Raw genomic sequence first — 22,897 nt, 5'->3', positions numbered from 1 at the left:
CTGTGTCGATCCGCGGGGTCGTGTCGCTCGTTCGGCCTACCTTCGGTGACCGCTGCGGGCGGGGCGAGTTGAACACACGGCATGGTCTGCCACCGCCGCCAAGAAAGGAGCGTTGTCCCCCCATGACGCCCCGCCTGACCGTCGTCGTCCCCGTCTACAACATCGAGCAGTACCTGGAGGAGTGCCTGCGGTCGATCGCCGCGCAGACGCTGGCAGAGCTTGACGTGGTGATGGTGGACGACGGTTCGACGGACACCAGCGCGGACATCGCGCGGGCGTTCGCCGCCCGCGACCCGCGCTTCCGGCTGGTCTCCCAGGCCAACGGCGGCCTCGGCCACGCCCGCAACACCGGCGCGCGCCACGCCGACCCGGCGACGTCGTACCTGACCTTCATCGACAGCGACGACGTGCTGCCGCCGCGCGCGTACGAGCAGCTGACCGGCCTGCTCGACCGGTCCGGCTCGGACTTCGCCACCGGCAACGTCTACCGGCTGACGACGGCGGGCCGCAGCCAGGCCTGGCAGCACCGCGGCATGACGAAGACGGTCAGCCGCACCCACATCACCCGCGACCTGGGCCTGCTGTCGGACCGGGTGGCCTGGAACAAGGTCTTCCGCCGCACCTTCTGGGACCGGCACGGACTCGCCTTCCCCGAGGGCGTGCTGTACGAGGACACGCCGCTGACCATCCCCGCGCACTTCCTCGCCGACGCCGTCGACGTGCTGCACGAGCATGTGTACTACTGGCGCATCCGCGAGGGCTCGATCACCCGGCGGCGCACCGACGTCAAGGGCGTACGCGACCGGATCGCGGCCGTCGACGGGGTCTCGCGCTTCCTCGCCGACCCGGCCAACACCCGCTGGAGCAGGCACAAGCGGGACTACGACCGATCGGTGCTCACCGACGACCTGCTGTATTTCATCGAGGCCCTGCCGATGGCGGGACCCGAATACCACCAGGTCTTCATGGACCGCGCCGGCGACTACCTCAGCCGCGTCGACCCCACCCTCTACCCCGGGCTGCCGGTGGAGCTGCGGCTGCGCTGGGAGCTGATCAGGCAGGGCCGGCTCGACGACCTGCTGACGGTGCTCGGCCACGAACGGCACGGCGGGCGGGGCGTCTTCGACCTCGCGGGGCTGCCGCTGCGCAAGCGGGCCGTCGTCGTACGCCCCGACGGCTCGCCGGTACGGCTGTCCCGGGCGGCGACCGCGACCGGCACCACCGACCTGCCGGTCGTCGCCCGGCTGCGGGACCTGGAGTGGCGCGACGGCAAGCTGGTGCTCAAGGGCTACGCGTACATCCGCAATGTCGACGCCCGCACCCGGCGCTCCTCGCTCAAGACGGCCGTCGCCACCTGCGGGCGGCGCAAACTGCTGCTGCCGGTGCGTACGGTGCGGGTCCCCGACGTCACCGACGAGCAGTCGCAGGAACGCCACTGCTACGACTGGTCCGGTTTCGAGATCACCGTCGACCCGGCGCGGCTGCGCACCGACGGCGGCTGGAAGCCGGCGCAGTGGCGGGTCGGCATCGTGGTCGCGGGCGCCGCCGCGGTCCGACCGGCCGCGCTCCGCGCCGACGAGGCCGGCGCGGGCTCCTCGCCCGTGCCCTTCCGGCTGGACGACGACACCCGGCTGGTGCCCTGGTACAAGGACGGCAGGCTGCACCTGTCGGTCGAGCCGGTCACCCGGCGGCTGACCGCCCACCGCCCCTCCGGCGACGGCCTGCTCCACCTGGACCTGGCGGTCCGCGACCGTACGCTGCCGGTCGCCGTGCGGCTGACCCAGCAGGCCACCGGCGCCACCCTCGACCACCCGCTGGCCCCGTCCGGCGAGCCCGCCGCAGGGTGGACCGCGCTCGCCGCCGACGTGCCGCTCGCCGGACTGGCCGCCGCCCGGCCCCCGATGAGCGGGCTCCCGAAGGAGGTCGCCCCCGAGACGACGGCGACCTGGACGGCCGAGGCCCTCTTCCGCGACGGCGGCCGCGCCCGCCTGAGCCTCGACCGCGACCTCCCCGCGGGCCGCTACCCCCTCCCCCCGGACGAGCGCCTCGGCGACCCCCGCCCGCGGGAGCTCTCGGTCGAGGGCACGGCGGCCGGCAACCTCGTCCTGCGCGACCGCACCCCGCAGGCCGTCGCCGACCGCCTGTCCTTCACCCCGGACGGCCACCTCCTGGTGTCCGGCGAACTGCCCCCGGCGGCGGCGGCGCCCGCCGCGGAAGGCGTCCGGCTGATGCTGCGGCACGGCACCTACAGCGCGGAGACCGGGGCCGAGGCCGTGGCCGACGGGGAGGGCGGGCGCTTCTCCGCCGCCGTCGACGTCGGGGCGCTGCCGCACTCCGGGCGGTGGTATCTGCACCTGCGGGCCGGCGGCACGGACACGCCCGTGCGGGTCGCGCCCGGCGCGATGTCCGGACTGCCCCTGGAGGCGGCGGTCGCGGACGGGACCCGGCCGGTGCGGCTGGACCGCCGCTTCCACGACCACCTGTTCGTGGCCGCGGGCTCCGCCGTCCCCGCCGCGGACCGCGGACCCTACCGGCAGCGGATGCTGCGCGAGCGCCGCTACCCGGTGCTGGCCCGCAGCCAGCTCACCGGCAGCGTCCTCTACAGCAGCTTCGACGGCCGCCGCTGCGACGACTCGCCGCGCGCCGTCCACGACGAACTGGTGCGGCGCGGCGCCGCGCTGGACCACGTCTGGGTGGTCGCGGACCGTACGACGGCGGTGCCGGCCGCCGCGCGGTCCGTGGTGCTCGGCAGCCACGCCTGGTACGAGGCGCTGGCCCGCAGCCGGCACATCGTCACCAACAGCCACCTGCCCGGCTTCTTCCGCCGCCGCGACGGCCAGCACGTCGTGCAGACCTGGCACGGCACCCCCGTCAAGCGCTTCGGCCAGGACCTGGCGGGCACCCTGTGCGCCGACCTCACCCACATGTGGCCGCAGCCGCTGCGCGGCGGCCAGTGGACCGTCCTCCTGTCGCCCAACGCGCAGTCCACCCCGGCGCTGCGCCGCGCCCTGGCCTTCGCCGGCGAGGTCGCCGAGACCGGGCTGCCGCGCAACGACCTGCTCAGCGGCGAGGACCGCGACAAGATCGCCGAGGACGTACGCGCCAGGCTCGGCCTGCCGCCGGGGCGCACGGTGGTGCTCTACGCGCCGACCGTGCGCGACGACGAGGCCTACGACGCCGCCCACCAGCGGCTGCACCTGGCCGCCGACCTCGCGGCGATGGAGGCGGAGCTGGGCGACACCCATGTGCTGCTGGTCCGCGCGCACCCGCGGGTCGCCGACACCGTGCCCGCGGGCGGCGGCTTCGTCCGCGACGTGTCGGCCCACCCCGACCTGGCGGAGCTGCTGCTCGCCGCCGACGTGCTGGTCGCCGACTACTCCTCGCTGCTCGCGGACTTCGCCGTCACCGGCCGCCCGATCCTGCTGCACACCCCCGACCTCGCCCATATGCGGGACACCCTGCGCGGCTTCACCTTCGACTTCGAGGCGCAGGCACCGGGGCCGCTGCTGTCGACCACACCCGAGCTGATCGCGGCGCTGCGCGACCCGGCGGACGCGGTGCGGCCGCACGGCGCGGCCTATGACGCCTTCCGCGCCGCCTTCTGCCATCTGGACGACGGGGGCGCCGCCTCCCGCGTGGCGGACCTGATTCTGCGCGGACCGCGCATCTGATGAAGCGGGGCGGCCCGGCCGGCCGCGTTCGGCCCGCGACGACGACACGCAATCCCCGCAGGACCCCAGGAGGCCCCCACCGTGCAGCTGTCCGTGATCACCTCGCTCACCGGACTGGCCCTGCTGGCCTGCATCCTGGAGCTGCTGCGCCGGCACCAGCTGCGGGAGAAGTACGCGGCGCTGTGGCTCGCGGTGGGCTCCGCGGTGGTGCCGCTCGGGCTTTTCCCGCAGATGCTGGACTCGCTGGCGCGGGGCCTGGGCATCATGTCGGGCGCCAGCCTGGTGCTCTTCGCCGGGATCGTGCTGCTGCTCCTGGTGTGCCTGCACCTGAGCTGGGAGTCCAGCCGCCTGGAGGAGGAGACCAGGACGCTCGCCGAGGAGATCGCCCTGATCAGGACGGCGCTGGACGAGCAGAACCGGCCGTCGGGCCGCCGTACGGAGGGCGGCCCCGTATGACGCCGGACCCGGACACGGCGGCACGGCGGGTCCTGGTCATCGTGCCCGCCTGGAACGAGGCGGAGGGCCTGGCGTCGGTGCTTGCCGAGCTGCGGGCCGCCGTCCCGGCCGCCGACGTCCTGGTGGTGGACGACGGGTCCACCGACCGCACCGCCCAGACCGCCCGCACCGCCGGCGCCCGGGTCGCCCGGCTGCCGTACAACCTCGGCGTGGGCGGCGCCATGCGCACCGGCTACCGCTACGCCCTGGACCAGGGCTACGACGCCGCCGTGCAGGTCGACGCCGACGGCCAGCACGACCCGGGGTACGTGCCCGCGCTGCTGGCCGCGCTGGAGAGCGCCGACCTGGTCGTCGGCGCGCGGTTCGCGGGCGTGGGCGACTACCGCGTACGCGGCCCGCGCCGCTGGTCGATGCGGCTGCTCTCGCTGGTGCTGTCCGGGATGGCCGGCACCCGGCTGACCGACGCGACCTCCGGCTTCCGCGCCTGCAACCGCGACATGATCGCCTTCTTCGCCCGCTGGTATCCGGCCGAATACCTGGGCGACACCGTCGAGAGCATGGTCGGCGCGCTGCGCCGCGGCTACCAGGTGCGGCAGGTGCCGGTGGCCATGCGGCCGCGCACCACCGGGGTGCCCAGCCAGTCGCCAGCACGGGCGCTGGTCTACCTGGCCAGGACCGCGCTGGTGCTGCTGCTCGCCCTGACCCGCCGGGTCCCGGCGCCGCAGCGCGCAGAGCCGACCGCCCTGGTGCCCGAACCGGCGGGGGTCGCCAGGTGAGCGCGCGGGCCTTCGACGTGATGATCCCGTACTACGGCGATGTGCCGCTGCTGCGGGCCGCGGTGCGCAGCGTGCAGGCGCAGGACGGCGAGGACTGGCACCTGACGGTCGTCGACGACGGGTGCGAGCCAGGGGTGCCGGAGTGGTTCGCCGGGCTCGGCGACCCCCGGGTGAGCTATCTGCGCAACCCGTGCAACCTCGGGGTGACCGGGAATTTCAACCGCTGCGTGGAGCTGGCGCGGGCGCCGCACGTCGTCCTCATGGGCTGCGACGACCTGATGCTGCCCGGCTATCTGCGGACCGTGCGGCGGGCGCTGCGGCGCGCGCCGCAGGCGGCGATGGTGCAGCCCGGGGTGCAGGTCGTGGACGCGGCGGGACGGCCGTGCGGCACGCTCGTCGACACCGCGAAGCGGCGCATCTACGCGCCGCCCGGCATCCGCAGCGCACCGGCCCTGCTCGGCGGCGAGGACCTGGCGGTCAGCCTGCTGCGCGGCAACTGGCTCTACTTCCCCTCGCTGTGCTGGCGCACCGAAGCGCTGCGCCGCCACCCCTTCCGCGCCGACCTCGGCGTCATCCAGGACCTGGCGGTCGTGGTCGACCTGCTCCTCGACGGCGCCCTGCTCGCCACCGACCCCGAGGTCTGCTTCCGCTACCGCCGCCACCCCGTCAGCGCGTCCGCCACCGAGGCGGTGACCGGCGCCCGCTTCACCGAGGCCCGGCGCTTCTTCCTCACGACAGCCGCCCGCCTCACCCGACACGGCTGGCCCCGCGCCGCCCGCACCGCCCAGCACCACTGGTCCTCCCGCGTCCACGCCCTGACCCTCCTCCCCACGTCCCCCCGGGCCGCCGCCCCGCTCCTCCACCACGCCTTCGCCCGCCGCCAGTCGCCTCCGGCGTGGTCGATCGCGAACGGCACGCACGGGGCCGCCAGCCCCGTCACCCCGCCGGCGGGCCCGAGCGCCGGCTCGCACGCGGACACCCCTGCCGCTGCGGGCCGCACGCCCCTGCCGTTCGACCGCGACGCACTCTCCCGGCCGCCGGAGACGGGCTGCGCCACGCACGGGGCCGACAGCCTGCCCACCCCGCCGGCAGGCCCGAACGCCGGTTCGCACGCGGACACCCCTGCCGCTGCGGCGGCCGCTACAGGCCGCACGCCCGCGCTGTCGGACCGCGACGCACTCTCCCGGCCGCCGGAGACGGGCTGCGCCACGCCCGAGGCCGACAGCCTGCCCACCCCGCCGGCAGGCCCGAGCACCGGCTCGCACGCGGACACCCCTGCCGCTGCGGGCCGCACGCCCCTGCCGTTCGACCGCGACGCACTCTCCCGGCCGCCGCAGACAGGCTGCACCCCGCCCGAGGCCGACAGCCTGCCCACCCCGCCGGCAGGCCCGAGCACCGGTTCGCACGCGGACACCCCGCGACGGACGCCCGCCGACGTGCCGGCTGCGGAGGGCGGCGGGTGAAGGGGCTGGTGCCGCGGGGGACGGGGCTGGTCGGCGTCGGGATGGCGGTCAACGCGGCCGGGGCGTACGGGCACCTGGCACTCGCCGGGCGCGCGCTGGACACCGCGGGGATGGCCGGGCTGTCCGTGGTGTGGGCGGTGGCCTTCTCCGTCGGGATCGGGCTGTTCTTCCCGCTGGAGCAGGAGCTGACCCGCACGGTGGCCGCCCGGGTCGCGGGCGGCGCCGGTACGGGCCCGCTGCTGCGGCGCGGTACGACGGTGGCCGCGGGCCTGCTCGCCGCCGCCGTGCTGCTGCTCGCCGCGGCCCACCGCCCGCTGACCCGAATCGCCTTCGACGGCGACGCGGCCCTGCTGTGGCCGCTGGCCGGCGCCCTGTCCGCGCTCGCCGCCGCCCACACGCTGCGCGGACTCCTGGCCGGCCACGCCCGTTTCGCCGCCTACGCGGGCCAGCTCACCCTCGACGGCCTCCTCCGCCTGGCCACCGCCGCCGCCCTGCTCCTCACCGGCAGCCACTCCCCCACCGCCTTCGCCCTCATCCTGACCACCTCCCCCCTGCTGGCCTGCCTCCCTTTCCTCCCAACAGCCAGCCGACCGGCCAACCCCCTCGTCCCCGCACCCCCTGCTACCGCCACCCCCATCCCCCGCAGCCCGCAGGCCGCCCGCGCCCGTACGACACCGAGCCTCCCGCCCGCGGGCCTGCCGCAGCCCGCGCCCACCGCAACCCCGGCCGCGCCGCCGCAGGCCGTAACGACCGCAACCCTCTCCACGTCCCCGCTGCCCACCAGCCCGCAGGACACCCCGGCAGCCCTGGCGCATTCCGCACCCAACCCCCGCGGTCGGCCGGACACCCCCACCGCCCCGGCGCAGCCCGCGCCCACCCCCCGCGGTCCGCAGGACGCCCCCGGCCGCCCCGCCCGGAGCCGCCGGCACGGGCGGTTCGGCAGCCGGGCGGCGGCGGGCGGGCAGTCCGCGCCCCGCAGCCCGCAGGGCACCGCCGGGGGCCGCCGGCACGGGCGGTTCGGCGCCCAGGGGGCGGCGGGCGGAACTGGCCCGGCGCAGCCCGCGCCCACCCCCCGCGGTCCGCAGGGCACCGCCGGGGGCCGCCGGCACGGGCGGTTCGGCGCCCGAGGGGCGGCGGGCTCGCCCGCGGGGGCGGATGGGCCCCCACCGGCCGCGGGGGAGATCGGCCGCGGCCTGGTCGCACTCATCGGCGGTGCCGTCTTCGCGCAGGTGCTGGCCAATGCCCCGGTACTCGGGGCGAAGGGGCTGGCGCCCGGGGACGCGGCGCTGGTGACCGCGCTGCTGTGCGCGCTCACCCTCGTGCGGGTGCCGCAGTTCGCGGTGGGGGCGCTTCAGGCGGGGCTGCTGCGGGAGCTGACCGTGCGGCAGGAGCGTGGGGACCGGGCGGGGGTGGCCCGGGGGGTGTGGCGCAGCGCCGGGGGGATGGCGGGGCTCGGGGTGGTGTGCACGGTGCCGGCCGCGCTGGGCGGGCCGTGGGTGACCGAGCGGCTGCTCGCGGCACCCCCGGTGCTCGGGCACCTGGACTTCGCCGCGCTGGGCCTGGGGACCACCGGCTACCTGGTGGCGTATCTGCTGGGCAACGGCACCCTCGCGACCGGCGGCCACCGCCCGCAGGCGCTGGCCTGGGCGGCGGGCGCCGCCGTCACCGCCGCCGCGCTGGCGCTGCCCGGGGCCCCGGGTCCGCGCGTCGAGGCGGCGTACGCGCTGGGCTCGTGGACCGCCGCCGCGCTGCTCGCCGCCCGCCTGATCCGTACGCTCAGACTCGACCCATCCGTGAAAGGCGACCTGATGTCCGACACCGCCTCCCCCGACTACACCGCCCGTCTGCTGACCCGGCGGCTGCTGCCCACGCAAGCGCCCTACCGCTGGAATCTGCGCCGGCTGCGGCTGGGCAGGGTGCTCGACGTCGGCTGCGGGGTGGGCCGGAATCTGCGGCACTGCGCCCCTGGCAGCGTCGGCGTGGACCACAACGCGCACTCGGTCGCGGCGGCCCGCGCCCGCGGCCTGACCGCGTACACGCCGGAGGAATTCGCCGCGACCGACTGCGTACCGGGCTCGTTCGACAGCCTGCTGTGCGCGCACGTCCTCGAACACCTGGACGCGGCGAAGGCGTCGGCGCTGCTGGCGACGTATCTGCCGTATGTGCGGCCCGGCGGCCGGGCCGTGCTGATCACCCCGCAGGAGGCGGGCTTCGCCAGCGACGCCACGCATGTGCGCTTCGTGGGCTTCACCGAGCTGGCCGAGGAGGCGCGGGCCGCCGGGCTCGACGTACGCCGGGCGTATTCCTTCCCGCTGCCGCGTGCGGCGGGGCGGCTCTTCCGGCACAACGAGTTCGTCCTGGTCTCGACCGCACCGGACACGGCCCACGGGAAGCGGTCGTGAAGGCCCTCGTCCTGGCCGGCGGCCACGGCACCCGCCTGCGCCCGATCACCCACACCTCCGCGAAGCAGCTCGTGCCGGTCGCGAACCGGCCCGTCCTCTTCTACGGCCTCGACGCGATCGCCGACTGCGGCATCGAGGACGTCGGCATCATCGTCGGCGACACCGCCGCCGAGATCATGGCGGCGGTCGGCGACGGCTCCGCGCACGGCGTGCGCGTCACGTACATCCGGCAGGAGCAGCCGCTCGGCCTGGCGCACGCGGTGCTGATCGCGCGGGACTTCCTCGGCGACGACGACTTCGTGATGTACCTGGGCGACAACTTCATCGTCGGCGGCATCGGCGACCAGGTCGCCGCCTTCCGCGCCCACCGCCCCGCCGCGCAGCTGCTGCTGACCCGGGTGCCGAACCCGTCGGATTTCGGCGTGGCGGAACTGGACGCGCGCGGCCGGGTGGTGAGCCTGTGCGAGAAGCCGGCCGAGCCGCGCGGCGACCTCGTGCTGGTCGGCGTCTACCTCTTCTCGGCCGCCGTCCACGACGCGGTCCGCGCGATCAAGCCCTCGGGGCGCGGCGAGCTGGAGATCACCGACGCGATCCAGTGGCTCATCGACCACGACGCCGACGTGCGCTCCGAGGTCATCGACGGCTACTGGAAGGACACCGGCAATGTCACCGACATGCTGGAGGTGAACCGCTCGGTGCTGGAGACCCTGGAGCGCGGGGTGCACGGCGAGGTCGACACGGCCAGCGAGCTGGTCGGCCGGGTCAGTGTCGGCGCGGGCGCCAGGATCAGCGGGTCGCGCATCGTCGGCCCGGTGATGATCGGCCCCGGCACGGTCGTGGAGGGCTGCTACGTCGGCCCGTTCACGTCGATCGGCGCCGACTGCGTGCTGCGCGACAGCGAGATCGAGTTCTCGATCGTGCTGCCGGGCGCGTCGATCCTGGGGGTGCGGCGCATCGAGGCGTCGCTGATCGGCCGCAAGGTCGAAGTCACACCGGGCCCGCGGACCCCCGCCGCCCACCGGTTCGTACTCGGCGACCACAGCAAGGTGCAGATCTCGTCATGACCGCCCACCACCCCACCACCACCCGCGTCCTGGTCACCGGCGGCGCCGGCTTCATCGGCTCGCACTACGTCAGGGCCTTGCTGGCGCCGGGCGCGGAGCCCGTCGAGGTGACCGTGCTCGACGCGCTCACCTACGCCGGCAGCGCGGCCAACCTCGACCCGGTGCGCACCGACCCGCGGCTGTCCTTCGTGCACGGCGACATCCGGGACGCCGCCCTGGTCGACCATCTGGCGGCCCGGCACGACCAGGTCGTGCACCTGGCCGCCGAGACCCATGTGGACCGCTCCATCGCGGGCGCCGCCGACTTCGTCACCACCAACGTGGCCGGCACCCACACGCTGCTCGACGCGGCCGTACGGCACGGCGTCGCGGTCTTCGTGCAGGTGTCGACCGACGAGGTCTACGGGTCGATCGAGACGGGCTCCTGGCCGGAGACCGACCCGCTGCGCCCCAACTCCCCCTACGCGGCCTCGAAGGCGTCCGCCGACCTGCTGGCGCTGGCCCAGCACCGCACGCACGGCCTGGACGTCAGGATCACCCGCTGCTCCAACAACTACGGGCCCCGGCAGTTCCCCGAGAAGGTGATCCCGCTGTTCGTGACCCGGCTGCTGGAGGGCCGCCCGGTGCCGCTGTACGGCGACGGCCGGCACGTACGCGACTGGCTGCACGTCAGCGACCACGTCCGCGGTATCGAGCTGGTCAGGCGCGGCGGCCGGGCGGGCGAGGTCTACAACATCGGCGGCGGCACCGAGCTGACCAACCGCGAGCTGACCGGGCGGCTGCTCGACGCGTGCGGCGCCGGCTGGGACCTGGTCCAGCAGGTGCCCGACCGCAAGGGCCACGACCTGCGCTATTCGGTAGACTGGGGCAAGATCCGCGCCGAGTTGGGCTATGCCCCGCAGGTCGACTTCGCGGCCGGCCTGGCCGCGACGGTGGACTGGTACCGGCGGCGCCGCGACTGGTGGGAACCGCTGCTGTCCGCGTCGGCCGGAGTGGTGGGACCACGATGACCTGGCTGGTGACCGGGGCCGGCGGGATGCTGGCCCGCGATGTGCTGCTGCGGCTCGCCGAGGACGGCGAGGCGGCCGTCGGGGTGGACCGGCGGGCGCTGGACATCACCGACGAGGACGCGGTCCGCGAGGTCTTCGACGACCACCGGCCCACCGTCGTCGTCAACTGCGCCGCCTGGACGGGCGTGGACGCCGCCGAGACGGCGGAGCCGGACGCGCTGCGGGTCAACGGCGAGGGCCCGCGCCATCTCGCCGTGCTGTCCGCGAAGCACGGCGCCCGGCTGCTGCACGTGTCCACCGACTACGTCTTCGCCGGCGACGCGGCGGCCCCGTACCGCGAGACCGACCGGCCGCTGCCGCGTACCGCCTACGGGCGGAGCAAGCTCGCCGGCGAGCAGGCGGTGCTCGACCTGCTGCCGGGCGACGGCTACGTGGTGCGCACCGGGTGGCTGTACGGCGCGGGCGGGGCGAACTTCGTCCGTACGATGATCCGCCTGGAAAGGAAGCGCGACACCGTCGACGTGGTCGGCGACCAGTGCGGCCAGCCGACCTGGACGGCGGACCTCGCGGAGCGGCTGGTCGCGCTCGGCTCGGCCGGCGCCGCCCCCGCCGGGATCTACCACGGCACCAGTGCGGGCGCTGCCAGCTGGTACGACCTGGCCCGCGAGGTCTTCCGGCTGCTCGGCGCCGACCCCGACCGGGTGCGCCGGGTCCCGACCTCCGCGGTGCCGCGCCCCGCGCCCCGGCCGGCCAGCAGCCTGCTGGCCCACGACGGCTGGGCCGCGGCGGGCATCGAGCCGATCCGCGACTGGCGTCAGGCGTTGGCCGCGGCCTTCCCCGCGCTGCGCAACTGCTCGTAGTAGGCGGCGCATTCGGCGTATTCCGGCAGCAGCCCCGCCCGCTCCGCCTCGGCGAGCGACGGGGCCGCCGCGTCCTTCGCCGACAGCAGCGGCGGGCAGTCGGCGGGCCACCCGATGCCCAGCGCCGGGTCCAGCGGGTGCACCCCGTGCTCGCGGCCCGGCGCGTAGCCCCGCGAGCACAGGTAGACGACGGTGGCGTCGTCGGTCAGCGCGAGGAAGGCGTGCCCGAGGCCCTCGGCCAGGTAGACCGCCCGGTGCTCGCGGTCGTCGAGCAGGACGGCCTCGTGCCGCCCGTAGGCCGGCGAGCCGGTCCGCACGTCCACCACGACGTCGAGCACCGCGCCGCGGACGCAGGTGACGTACTTCGCCTGCCCGGGCGGCACGTCCGCGAAGTGCACCCCGCGCAGGGTGCCGCGCCGCGACACCGAGCAGTTGGCCTGCGCCAGGCCCATCGGGTGGTCGGTGGCCGCGGCGAAGTCGGCGCCCCTGAACCACTCGTGGAAGCGCCCGCGCTCGTCGGGGAAGACGGCGGGCTCATGGACCCAGGCCCCGGGGATGCGGGTCTCGCGCATGTGTCTGCCTTTCACGTGCCTGCCACGGTCGGGTCTGCTCGTGTCCCAACTGCGGAGCACCCGCGCCGGTCACCGCGCCGCGCGGCCCGGTCCGCCGAACGGGTGGTGTGCGGGGGCCGTCGGCGGGGCGGCGCGAAACCTTTGCGCGCGGACCGCGTTGAAATCGGGTGACGACCATCGGCCGCTTCAGCGGAGCCCGTTCCCTCCCGCCGCTCGCGGCGCTGCGCCGCACCGCGGACCGGGTGCCCGAGCGGGCCAGGCTGCCGCTCGCGGTGGGCCTGCTCTGCGAGGCGGTGCTGCTGGCCTGGTGGCTGGCCTTCTACCCCGGCCTGATGAGCTTCGACTCGATCACCTACGTCTGGCAGGTGACCACCGGCCACTGGCGCAGCGACCACGCCGTCGCCTACGACGTCCTGGTGTGGCTGTCGCTGCAGATCACCGGCGGGGTCGCCGCCCTGACGTTCGTGCAGACCGTCGCCCTTGCCGCGTCGCTCGGCTACGTGTGCCACGGGCTGCGCGCGCTCGGCGTACGCGGCCGGTGGGCGGCGGCCGCGCCCCTGGCGGTCGTGCTGGTGCCCTCCACCGGCACCTTCGCCATCTTCGTGTGGAAGGACAGCGCCTACGCCATCGCCGCCGTGCTGGCCTTCGGCGCCTGCGCCCACCTGGCCGCCCGGCAGCGCCCGGCCCCGCACTGGTGGCTGCTGGCCGGTGCGATGCTCGGCCTGTCGGTCTTCCGCAACAACACCTACCCGGCCGTGGTGACCGCGGGCGCGGTGCTGCTCGTCGCGATGCCGCGGCACTGGCGCAGGATCGCCGCCGCCACCCTGATCCCGACCGCGCTGGCCCTCGGGCTCAACTTCGGCGTCTACCCGGCGATCGGCATCCAGGAGCCGCGCACCAGCTCCTACTACGCCTTCAACTACGCCGACATCGCGGTCGCCTACCACCGCGCCCCGCAGTCCTTCCGCGGCTCCGACCTCGCCGTGATGCGGCAGGTCGCGCCGCTCGGCCACTGGTCCGCCGGCGGCTCCAACTGCGCCTGGGTCGACCCGCTGATGGGCACGCCCTTCGACCGCCCGGCCGCGGAAAGGCTCAACGGCAGGCTGCTCGACGTCTGGGGCCACATCCTGTCCAAGCGGCCCGACCTCATGCTGTCGGCCCACCTGTGCCGCGGCAGGATCGCCTGGGCGCTGCCCCACAACGACACCGACATCTTCGTGCAGCCGCCCGTCATCCCCGCCAACCGCTTCGGCTACTCCCGGCCCGGCGGCCTGATGGAGCACAGCCGCTTCCTGCCCGCGCTGCGCACCGACCCGCCGTCCGCCTCGCTGCACCGCGCGGGCGTGTGGGCCTACACCGCCGCCCGCGCGCCCGAGCTGACCTGGTTCCTGTGGACCGGCTCGCTGTGGTGCTGGGCCACGTATCTGATCGTGCTGCGGCTGGTGCGGCGCCGCCCGCTGCGGGCCGCGCTCGCCCTGGCGGCGACCACCGCGGGGCTCCAGGTCGCAGTGCTCGTCGCCACCCCGGCCGGGCTGTTCCGCTACATGGCGGCGCCGGTCCTGCTGGGCTTCCTGGCGGTGCCGCTGCTGACCGCGGCCCACCCCGCCGACCGGCCGCCGGGCGACGAACCGCCCCGCCGGCCCGCCCGCCGCCCCGTCCGCACGGCGCCGCCCCGCTCGGGCGCCACCACGTGACCGGGGAAGCACGGGTCGCGCTCCGCGACCGCACGCGCGCCCTGGCCTGGCGGCCGACACCGTACGCGATCATCGGCACCGGCTTCTGGCTGCTGCTCGCCGTCGTCGCCTGGCACACCCCCATCGCCTCCGACTTCGGCCAGCACGCCTCCGCGGTGCAGCGCGTCAAGGACAACCCCTGGCACCCGGCCAACCCACTGCTCGACGAACCCGGCACCGACAGCCCCTACTACTCCCCCTACATCGTCACGCTCGGCCTCGCCGCCCGGCTGACCGGCGCCGCCGGATGGCAGATGGTGCGCTGGTGCGGCCCGCTGAACCTGGCGGTGCTCGTCGTCGGCGTCGGCGCCTACGCCAGGACGCTGAGCAGCCGGCGGGCCGCACCCGTCTACGCGCTGCTGGCCTTCACCCTGCTGTGGGGCGTGCAGGGCAAGGAATGGAGCGGCTTCTGCGGGGTGTGGTCGCTGACCCGCGGGGCGTCCTACCCCAGCGCCTTCGCCGTGGGCCTCGCCTTCCTGCTGTGGGCCTGGACCGACCGGCTGGCCCGGCGCGGCGGCACCGCCTGGTCGTACGCCGGGCTCGGCGCCACGGCCGGCGTGCTGCTGCTCATCCACCCGATCACCGCGCTGGCCGCGAGCGTCGGCATCGCGGCGACCGTCGCCGGGCGGCAGCGCGACTGGTCCCGGCGGGTGGCCGGGCTGTGGGCGGTGGCCGGTGTCGCGGCCATCGCGGCCGCCCTGGCCTGGCCGTACTTCGACGTCTTCGCGCTCGCCGGCGACACCACGGTCGACCAGGTCCACCGCCGCCTCTACATCCACCCCTGGCAGTGGTACGGCCTCGCCCTCGCCGGCCTGCCCGCACTGGCCTGGCGGGCCCGGCGCCGGCTGCGCGACCCGCTGGTCCTGATGTTCGCGGCCGACAGCGCCGTCGCCGCGTACGGCTGGTTCAGCGGCCACTACACCTACGGCCGGGTCTTCGCCCTCCTGCTGGTGCCGCTGCAGTTCGCCCTCGCCGTCGAGCTGGCCGCCGCCCCGCCCTGGACCCGGCTGCGCGCCTTCCTGGCGCCGGTCGCCGCGGTGGCGCTGTGCTTCGCGCTGGCCGCGCAGATCGGCTCGGTGATCCCGCAGCGCTGGCTCCCCGTCACCACCCCGCACCCGTCGCGCTGGCCCGACTACCGCTGGGTCGCCGACCGCGTCCCGGTCGGCGCGGTCGTCCTGACGGACGCGTCCATCCCGATGCACGTACTCCCCGCCTACGGCCTCTACCTGGTGGCCCCCACCTGGCCCGACCCCTCGACCCCGGCCGCCGACCGCACCCGCCGCTGGTCCGACACCACCGCGTACTTCTCCCCGTCCACCCCCCTCCCCCGCCGCACCGCCATCGCCCACCGCTACCACGCCACCTGGCTCCTCCTCCCCCCCTCCACCCTCCCCCCGACCCCCGCCACCCTGACGTCCACTTCCCCCCACACGGGCGAACGCCTCTTCCACCTGGCCCCTTGACCCCGGCGATGGGGTACCCCAGCCGAAGCCCTGGGAAAGAGGGCGACGCGCCCCAAGCGGCACCCGCCCAGGGGCGCGAGGAACCGCGCGCCCTGCCCTGATGCACCGTCAGAGACAACAGCGGGGGGGCACCCCCTTGGCGCCGCAAGGCAAGCGGCACAAGCCCAACCCCCCACCACCCCCATGCGGGTAGCATCACTTCGTCTACCCGGGGGGTGCCCAAAATCGCCGGCCAAGAAAACATGTCCCGCCCGCTGACCCCGCTCCAGCCGCAGGATCCCCGCGAGGTCGCCGGCTACCGGCTCCGCGCCAGGATCGGCGAGGGCGGCATGGGCAGCGTGTACCTCAGCCACACCCGCGGCGGCCAGCCGCTCGCCCTGAAAGTGATCCGGCGCGAATACGCCCAGGACGAGGAATTCCGCCGCCGCTTCCAGCAGGAGGTGCAGGCGGCCCGCCGCGTGCAGGGCTACTACGTGGTGTCGGTCCTGGACCACGACACGACCGGCAACCAGCCCTGGCTGGCCACCGCCTACGTCCCCGGCCTCCCGCTGGACGAGGCCTTGGCCCGCTACGGCGCCCTGCCGCTGCCGAGCGTCTTCCAGCTGACGGGCTGCGCGGCGGAGGCGCTGCGGGCGGTGCACGCGGCGGGCGTGATCCACCGCGACCTCAAGCCGAGCAACATCCTGCTCGGCGCCGCGGGCCCCTCGGTCATCGACTTCGGCATCGCCCGGGCCGCGGACTCCACCGCGCTGACCCGCAGCGGCGGACTGATCGGCACCCCGCAGTTCATGTCGCCCGAGCACGCCAACGGGCTCGCCCTCACCCCGGCCACCGACGTCTTCTCGCTCGGCCTGATCGCGGCGGTCGCCGCCACCGGGCGGCACCCGTACGGCGAGGCGGGCGCGATCACGCTGGCCGCGCAGATCGCCAACACCGCGATACGGCCGCCCGACCTCAGCTCGTATCCCGAGCCGCTGCGCGAACTGCTGGAGCGCTGCCTCACCGCCGACCCCGACGCCCGCCCCTCGCCCGAGGAACTGGCCGAGTCCTGCGCCCGTGCGGCCGGCCGCCCGCTGCGGGATGTGGCGGGCTGGCTGCCGGAGCCGGTGGCCGCGGAGATCGTACGGCGCGAGGCGGCGGCCAAGCTGCCCCTGGAGCCGGAGTCCGCTCCCAACGCGGCACCGGCCGCCGCCCCCATACCGCCGAGGCCCCCGGTCCCGCCGGCCTCCGGCACCCCTGGCATACCGGTGACGGTGCCCGAGATCCCGCCGGCCGCACCGGCAGCGCCGGCAGCGCCGGCCGCGCCCACCGGGGCCTTCGGGGCCGCCCCGCCGCACGCGGGCCCGGGTCAAGGCCCGGGTCAGGGCCAGGGTCAAGGCCCGGGGCAGGGCCCGGGGACGGCACCGCTGACGTCCGCCTACCCGGCCGGGACCTCGTCCTGGCAGCCGCCCGGCACCCCGCAGCACCCGGCGCCCGCCGCGACTCCCGCGCCCGCCCCGGGCGGTGGCCGGCCCGTCGGCCGGAGGCAGAAGGTGCTCTATATCGGCAGCGGCGTCCTCGCCGTGGTGCTGGCGGTGGCGCTGACCTACACCTTCACCCGGCACAGCGACAACGACGGCGCCTCCTCGAAGGGCACCTCCTCGGGCGGCCCCTCGGCTCCCGCCTCGCAGGCGCCGGACCAGCGGCACACCCCCTCGAACGCGCCGACGGACACCACCCCGGCCGCCGACCCGACCGGCGCCGGCCCGGGGGACTACACGGTGGTCTTCCAGGACCACCCGCTCACCGTCCGGCCGCCCAACAGCCTGGACTCCGGCCCCGACGTGGACCTGGACCAGCCGAAGGTCGACCCGCAGCACACCCTCGAAAACCGCCAGGTCGAGTTCACCTACGGCGACGACTATCTGACCTTCGACACCCCCGCGGGCAAGTCCCCGACCGACCAGCCCGCGGACTGCAAGAGCGCCGCCGAGTCCGCCCCGCTGCCGACCCAGGTCGGCGCCCAGGACCTGGTCGGCTCCAACGCGCTGCTCCAGGTCGGTGACCGGCTCTGCATGGTGACCGCCGAGGGCCATCTGGCCATGTGGACGATCACCAAGACCGAGCCGACGGCGAACTTCTACAAGACCCCCGTCTACACCGGCCTGCTCACCCTCTGGACGATTCCGGGCGGCGGCACGTCCTGACCCCCCGGCGGCCGGGCGGACCGCGGGCTCAGCGGTGGGTGCGCAGCAGCGTCCTGAAGGTCCGCATCGCCACCGACAGGCTCGCCAGGTCGAATTCCTCGGCCCCCTGGATCTCCTCCAGTGTCGTCCGCGCCCGCCCGATCAGGCCGGAATTCTGCTCCTCCCAGGCGTGGTAACGCTGCTCCGGTGTGGCCAGGTCGTCGCCGGCCGCCAGCACGTCCGCGGTCAGCGCCGCGTGCGCCGCGAAGAGGTCCTCGCGGATCGCGGCCCGAGCCATCGACTGCCAGCGGTCGGCGCGCGGCAGCAGGATGATCCGGTCGAGCAGCTGGGTGATCTGCAGCCGGTCGGCGAGGTCGAAGTAGATTTCGGCCACGTCCAGCGGCTCCTTGCCGCTGCGGTGGGCGACCTCCACGATGTCCAGCGCCGGGAAGGCGGAGGAGAAGCCGGCGACCCGGATGGCCAGGGCCTCGGGCACCCCGCCGGCGATCAGCTCGTCGTGCAGCGACTCGTACCATTCCAGGTCCGCGCCCCGCAGCAGCTTCGGCAGCTGCGCCCACACCACGGCCACACCGTCGGTGAAGTCCTCGATGGTCTCGGCGATCTGCAGCGGCTGCAGCCGGTTGTTGAGCAGCCAGCGGGTGGCGCGCTCGACCAGCCGACGCGAGTGCAGCCGGATCCGGGTCTGCACGGCCGCGTCGACCGTGTTGTCCAGCGCCTCGACCTCGTCCCAGATCGCGCCGAGCCCGAAGATCGCGCGGGCCGCGGTGTGCGCCCTGACGATCTCCTCGGTGGTCGCGCCGATCTCCTCCCTGAAGCGGTGCAGGAAGGTCGTGCCGCCGGTGTTGACCGTGTCGTTGACCAGCACGGTGGTGACGATCTCGCGGTGCAGGGCGTGGGCGTTGATCTGCGGTGCGAACCGCTCCCGCAGCGGCACGGGGAAGTACGCGTGCAGCAGCCCGCGCAGATACGGATCGTCGGGCAGCCCGGTGTGGATGAGCTCCTCGGCCGCGGTGATCTTGGCGTAGGCGAGGATCACCGCCATCTCCGGCTGGCTGAGGCCCTGTCCCGCGCTGAGCCGTTCGCGGATCTGCCGGTCGGTGGGCAGGAACTCCAGCGCCCGGTCCAGGTGCCCGTCGCGCACCAGCCTGCGGATGAAGCGCTGGTGGGCGTGCAGCAGGCTGTCGGACTGCGCCATGCTGTTGCCGAGCGCGACATTCTGCGCGTAGTTGTTGCGCAGCACCAGGTTGCCGACCTCGTGGGTCATCTCGGCCAGCAGCGTGTTGCGCTGCTTGACCGTCAGGTCGCCCTCGGCCACCACGCTGTTGAGCAGGATCTTGATGTTGACCTCGTGGTCGGAGGCGTCCACCCCGGCGCTGTTGTCGATCGCGTCGGTGTTGATGCGGCCGCCCTCGCCCTCCGGGCCGCCGGAGCGGGCGAATTCGATCCGGCCCAGCTGCGTGAAGCCCAGGTTGCCGCCCTCGCCGACCACCTTGACCCGCAGCTGCGAACCGTCGATGCGGATCGCGTCGTTGGCCTTGTCGCCGACGTCCAGGTTGGTCTCGGTGGACGCCTTGACGTAGGTGCCGATGCCGCCGTTCCACAGCAGGTCGACCGGGGCCTGCAGGATGGCCTTCATCAGCTCGGCCGGGGTGATCTTGACCGCTCCCGCCGCGATGCCCAGTGCCGCGCGCACCTGCGCGTTGACCGGGATCGACTTGGCCGTCCTGGGGTAGATCCCGCCGCCGGGGGAGATCAGCGAGGTGTCGTAGTCGGCCCAACTGCTGCGCGGCATGTCGAACAGCCGCCGCCGCTCGGCGTAGGAGGCCGCCGGGTCCGGCTTGGGGTCGAGGAAGATGTGCCGGTGGTCGAAGGCGGCCACCAGCTTGATGTGCTCGGACAGCAGCATCCCGTTGCCGAAGACGTCACCGGACATGTCGCCGATGCCGACGACGGTGAAGTCCTCTTCCTGGGTGTTGTGGCCCGTCTCGCGGAAGTGCCGCTTCACCGACTCCCAGGCGCCGGAGGAGGTGATGGCCATCTTCTTGTGGTCGTAGCCGACCGAGCCGCCGGAGGCGAAGGCGTCACCGAGCCAGAAGCCGTACGAGACGGCGACCTCGTTGGCGATGTCGGAGAACGACGCGGTGCCCTTGTCGGCGGCGACCACCAGGTAGGTGTCGTCCCCGTCGTGCCTGACCACGTCGCGCGGCGGGACGACCTCGCCGGCCACCAGGTTGTCGGTGATGTCGAGCAGCCCGGAGATGAAGGTCTTGTAGCAGTCGATGCCCTCCGCGAGCCACGCGTCACGGTCGGCGGCCGGGTCGGGCAGCCGCTTGCCGACGAAGCCGCCCTTCGCGCCGACCGGCACGATCACCGTGTTCTTCACCATCTGCGCCTTGACCAGGCCGAGCACCTCGGTGCGGAAGTCCTCCCGCCGGTCGGACCAGCGCAGCCCGCCGCGGGCGACCTTGCCGAACCGCAGGTGCACGCCCTCGACCCGCGGCGAATACACCCAGATCTCGTACGCGGGCCGTGGCGCGGGCAGTTCGGGGATGGCCTGCGGGTCGAACTTCATCGACAGGTAGCGGTGCGGCTGCCCGTCCTGCGCGCGCTGGAAGTAGTTGGTGCGCAGGGTCGCCTTGATCAGGCTGAGGAAGGACCGCAGGATGCGGTCCTCGTCCAGGCTGGCGACCTGGTCGAGGGCGCCGTCCAGCTCCTCCAGGATGCCGTCGGTCAGCTCGCTGCCGGCCCGCTGGTGGTCGGGCGAGAGCCGGGCCTGGAAGAGGTTGACCAGCAGCCGGGTGGTGTGGACGTTGGTCCTGAGGGTGTCCTCCATGTAGTCCTGGCTGAAGGTGGACCCCGCCTGCCGCAGGTATTTGGCATACGCGCGCAGCACCATGGCCTGCCGCCAGTCCAGGCCGGCCCGCAGCACCAGGGAGTTGAAGCCGTCGTTCTCCGCCCGGTCGGTCCAGGTGGCGGCGAAGGCCTCCTGGAAGCGCCCCCGGGCGTCGTCACCGAGGTCACCGAGCGCCGGGTCGAGCCGCAGCCCGAAGTCGTAGACCCAGACCCTGGACTTGTCGGAGCGGTGCAGCTCGTAGGGCCGTTCGTCCACCACCTCGACGCCGAGCCGCTGCAGCACCGGCAGCACGGCGGACAGCGACACCGGCGCCCCGGTGCGGTAGATCTTGAACCGCCGCTCCTCGGGTGCGGCGCCGACCGGCTCGTACAGGCTGAGGGTGAAGTCGTCCGCGCCCAGCTCCTCGAAGTGCTGGAGGTCGGCGACCGCCACCCGCGGCGGGAAGTCGGCGCGGTAGCCGTCGGGGAAGGCCTGCCCGTAGCGGCGGACCAGCTCGGCGGAGCGCTCCTCGCCGCATTCCGCGGTCAGCGCCTCGGCGAAGCCGTCGGCCCAGGAGCGGGTGGCGTCCGACAGCCGGCTCTCGATGCGCTCGACGTCGGCGTCGTCCAGCTCCCGCAGCGAGCCGCCCGGGTCGATGCGGATCACGAAGTGCAGCCTGGACAGCACCGATTCGGTGTTCCACGCGGTGAAGTCGACGCTGTGGCCGCCCAGCTCATCCTGGAGGATGTTGGTCAGCCGCAGCCGCACGGCGGTCGTGTAGCGGTCCCGCGGCAGATACACCAGCGCGGAGAAGTAGCGGCCGTATTCGTCCTGCCGCAGGAAGAGCCGCAGCTTGCGGCGCTCCTGGAGGTACAGCACGCTGGTGGCGATGGACCGCAGCTCGTCGACCGGGGTCTGGAACAGCTCGTCGCGGGGGTAGGTCTCCAGGATCTGCAGCAGGTCGCGGCCGTCGTGGCTGTCGGCGGAGAAGCCGGCCCCTTCGAGCACCTCCTCGACCTTGCGGCGGACCACCGGCACCCGGCGCACCGACTCGGTGTAGGCGGCCGACGAGAACAGCCCGAGGAAGCGCCGCTCGCCGACGACATTGCCGTCGGCGTCGAATTTCTTCACCCCGACGTAGTCGAGATACGACGGCCGGTGGACGGTGGAGCGGCTGTTGGCCTTGGTCAGGACGAGCAGCTTGTGCTCCCTGGCCTTGGCCCGCGCGTCGGCGGGCAGCCGGCTGAACGACGGGGAATTGGGATGCCCCGGGTGGGTGGAGTCGCTGTGCGGGTGCTGCGGGTCGGAGCGCAGGATGCCGAGGCCGGTGCCGGGCACGGCGACCAGCACGTCCTCCGGGCTGCCGTCCTCCGCGGTCTCGGTGGTCAGCGCGTACTCGCGGTAGCCGAGGTAGGTGAAGTGGTCGCCGTCGAGCCAGCGCAGCAGTTCGAGGGCCTCGCCGGTCTCCTGGGCGGGCAGCGGCGGCGGGGCGGCGGCCAGCTCGTCGGCGATGGACTGCGCGGCCTGCCGCATCTTCGTCCAGTCCTCGACGGACTCGCGCACGTCGGACAGCACCCGGCGCAGGTCGGCGGTGATCTCCTTGAGGTCGGCCCGGTCGGTCTCCCGGTCGATCTCGACGTGGATCCAGGACTCGATCAGCATGTCGTGCGGCAGCGTGCCGTCCGCGCCCTCGGGGACGGTGGCCATGACTTCCTGCAGCTTGCCCGTGACGTCCCGGCGGACGGTGAACTGCGGGTGGACCACCACATGGATCGCCCGGTTGGCCTGCGTCAGCGCGTTGGTCACCGAGTCCACCAGGAAGGGCATGTCGTCGGTGACCACCTCGACGACGGTGTGGCTGCACTGCCAGCCGTTCTCCTCGACGCTCGGGGTGAACACCCGCACGTTCGCGGTGCCCTGCGGGCGTACCTCGGCGAGCCGGTAATGGGACAGCGCGGCACCGAAGATGTCGTCCGGATCACGGTCGACCACGTCTTCCGGCGCGCTGTGCAGGTAGTACCGCTGGAGAAACGCGGTCAGCGCCTCTTTGTCGAGGCCTTGCCCCGGCAGTTTCCCCTTCTGGCTGTTCTCACCGACCCGCGCTGCCTGTTCCAGCCGCTCGGCCTTGGTTTCGTCCAGCTTGGTCTGCATGTCCTCTGACTCCTGTCGCGCGCCATTGCGTGACGTCGGTGGGTGGCACGACGCACCGCGACGCGGGGTTTCCGCTACGGGACGACGCTATGCCGAAAAGGGGGTTCGCCGTGCCCGTCGGCACGAGTCTGCCCCGGGAGAACGGATCAACGTTGATCACGGCGTCCAGGCTATCGCCCCGTCCGGGGTGGCTGTCAGGAGACGTCTTCGTACAAATGCACCAGACGCCTTTGGCCCGAATGGACAGGAACCGGCCG

The 22,897-nt window shown here is 74.3% G+C and carries 13 protein-coding genes; 11 read left to right on the top strand and 2 right to left on the bottom strand.

Going from position 1 to position 22,897, the window contains the following annotated elements:
- Window positions 1-122 precede the first annotated feature (122 nt).
- The 8 genes from OG900_26380 (at window position 123) to rfbD (ending at window position 11,702) form a co-directional block, all read left to right on the top strand.
- Window positions 123-3,671, top strand: coding sequence for a CDP-glycerol glycerophosphotransferase family protein (locus OG900_26380; GenBank protein ID WUH93293.1), 3,549 nt, complete (start codon window positions 123-125; stop codon window positions 3,669-3,671).
- Between the two features lie 81 nt (window positions 3,672-3,752).
- Window positions 3,753-4,127 (top strand): DUF2304 domain-containing protein, encoded by a 375-nt coding sequence (locus OG900_26375; GenBank protein ID WUH93292.1) that lies wholly within the window; start codon window positions 3,753-3,755, stop codon window positions 4,125-4,127.
- Window positions 4,124-4,903: a glycosyltransferase family 2 protein gene (locus OG900_26370; GenBank protein ID WUH93291.1), complete on the top strand. Its 780-nt coding sequence runs from the start codon at window positions 4,124-4,126 to the stop codon at window positions 4,901-4,903. Before OG900_26375 ends, OG900_26370 begins: the two co-directional genes overlap by 4 nt.
- Window positions 4,900-6,366, top strand: a complete 1,467-nt coding sequence (locus OG900_26365) for a glycosyltransferase (GenBank protein WUH93290.1) — start codon at window positions 4,900-4,902, stop codon at window positions 6,364-6,366. Before OG900_26370 ends, OG900_26365 begins: the two co-directional genes overlap by 4 nt.
- Window positions 6,363-8,768 carry a methyltransferase domain-containing protein gene (locus OG900_26360; GenBank protein ID WUH93289.1) on the top strand — a complete coding sequence of 802 codons (2,406 nt, stop codon included), beginning with the start codon at window positions 6,363-6,365 and terminating at the stop codon, window positions 8,766-8,768. The genes OG900_26365 and OG900_26360 overlap by 4 nt, the downstream gene beginning before the upstream one ends.
- A complete protein-coding gene (locus tag OG900_26355) occupies window positions 8,765-9,832 on the top strand; it encodes a glucose-1-phosphate thymidylyltransferase (protein WUH93288.1) in 1,068 nt (355 codons plus the stop codon). Before OG900_26360 ends, OG900_26355 begins: the two co-directional genes overlap by 4 nt.
- Window positions 9,829-10,842, top strand: a complete 1,014-nt coding sequence (gene rfbB, locus OG900_26350) for a dTDP-glucose 4,6-dehydratase (GenBank protein ID WUH93287.1) — start codon at window positions 9,829-9,831, stop codon at window positions 10,840-10,842. Before OG900_26355 ends, rfbB begins: the two co-directional genes overlap by 4 nt.
- Window positions 10,839-11,702: a dTDP-4-dehydrorhamnose reductase gene (gene rfbD / locus OG900_26345; GenBank protein ID WUH93286.1), complete on the top strand. Its 864-nt coding sequence runs from the start codon at window positions 10,839-10,841 to the stop codon at window positions 11,700-11,702. The genes rfbB and rfbD overlap by 4 nt, the downstream gene beginning before the upstream one ends.
- Here rfbD and OG900_26340 read toward each other — a convergent pair.
- The gene (locus OG900_26340) at window positions 11,657-12,274 is read right to left on the bottom strand and encodes a dTDP-4-dehydrorhamnose 3,5-epimerase (protein WUH93285.1); all 618 of its coding nucleotides are present in this window, start codon (window positions 12,272-12,274) and stop codon (window positions 11,657-11,659) included. The genes rfbD and OG900_26340 overlap by 46 nt on opposite strands.
- A 167-nt stretch (window positions 12,275-12,441) precedes the next feature.
- On the opposite strand from OG900_26340, the gene OG900_26335 reads away from it, so the two are divergent.
- From OG900_26335 to OG900_26325, 3 genes are all read left to right on the top strand, one after another.
- Window positions 12,442-13,968: a DUF6020 family protein gene (locus OG900_26335; GenBank protein ID WUH93284.1), complete on the top strand. Its 1,527-nt coding sequence runs from the start codon at window positions 12,442-12,444 to the stop codon at window positions 13,966-13,968.
- A complete protein-coding gene (locus OG900_26330) occupies window positions 13,965-15,470 on the top strand; it encodes a hypothetical protein (GenBank protein ID WUH93283.1) in 1,506 nt (501 codons plus the stop codon). Before OG900_26335 ends, OG900_26330 begins: the two co-directional genes overlap by 4 nt.
- A gap of 242 nt (window positions 15,471-15,712) precedes the next feature.
- Window positions 15,713-17,656 carry a serine/threonine protein kinase gene (locus OG900_26325; GenBank protein ID WUH93282.1) on the top strand — a complete coding sequence of 648 codons (1,944 nt, stop codon included), beginning with the start codon at window positions 15,713-15,715 and terminating at the stop codon, window positions 17,654-17,656.
- Window positions 17,657-17,684: 28 nt separating this feature from the next.
- Here OG900_26325 and OG900_26320 read toward each other — a convergent pair whose 3' ends face one another.
- Window positions 17,685-22,640, bottom strand: a complete 4,956-nt coding sequence (locus OG900_26320) for an NAD-glutamate dehydrogenase (GenBank protein ID WUH93281.1) — start codon at window positions 22,638-22,640, stop codon at window positions 17,685-17,687.
- Window positions 22,641-22,897 lie beyond the last annotated feature (257 nt).

This window comes from Streptomyces sp. NBC_00433 (genome assembly GCA_036015235.1).
Taxonomy (GTDB): Bacteria; Actinomycetota; Actinomycetes; order Streptomycetales; family Streptomycetaceae; genus Actinacidiphila.
The sequence above is the reverse complement of the archived record's forward strand: the minus strand, read 5'-3'. Positions and strand labels throughout refer to the sequence as shown.

Coding starts and splice junctions, on each gene's coding strand:
- OG900_26380 (WUH93293.1), top strand. CDS start 123: ATGACGCCCCGCCTGACCGTCGTCGTCCCCGTCTACAACATCGAGCAG.
- OG900_26370 (WUH93291.1), top strand. CDS start 4,124: ATGACGCCGGACCCGGACACGGCGGCACGGCGGGTCCTGGTCATCGTG.
- rfbD (WUH93286.1), top strand. CDS start 10,839: ATGACCTGGCTGGTGACCGGGGCCGGCGGGATGCTGGCCCGCGATGTG.
- rfbB (WUH93287.1), top strand. CDS start 9,829: ATGACCGCCCACCACCCCACCACCACCCGCGTCCTGGTCACCGGCGGC.
- OG900_26340 (WUH93285.1), bottom strand. CDS start 12,274: ATGCGCGAGACCCGCATCCCCGGGGCCTGGGTCCATGAGCCCGCCGTC.
- OG900_26325 (WUH93282.1), top strand. CDS start 15,713: ATGTCCCGCCCGCTGACCCCGCTCCAGCCGCAGGATCCCCGCGAGGTC.
- OG900_26320 (WUH93281.1), bottom strand. CDS start 22,640: ATGCAGACCAAGCTGGACGAAACCAAGGCCGAGCGGCTGGAACAGGCA.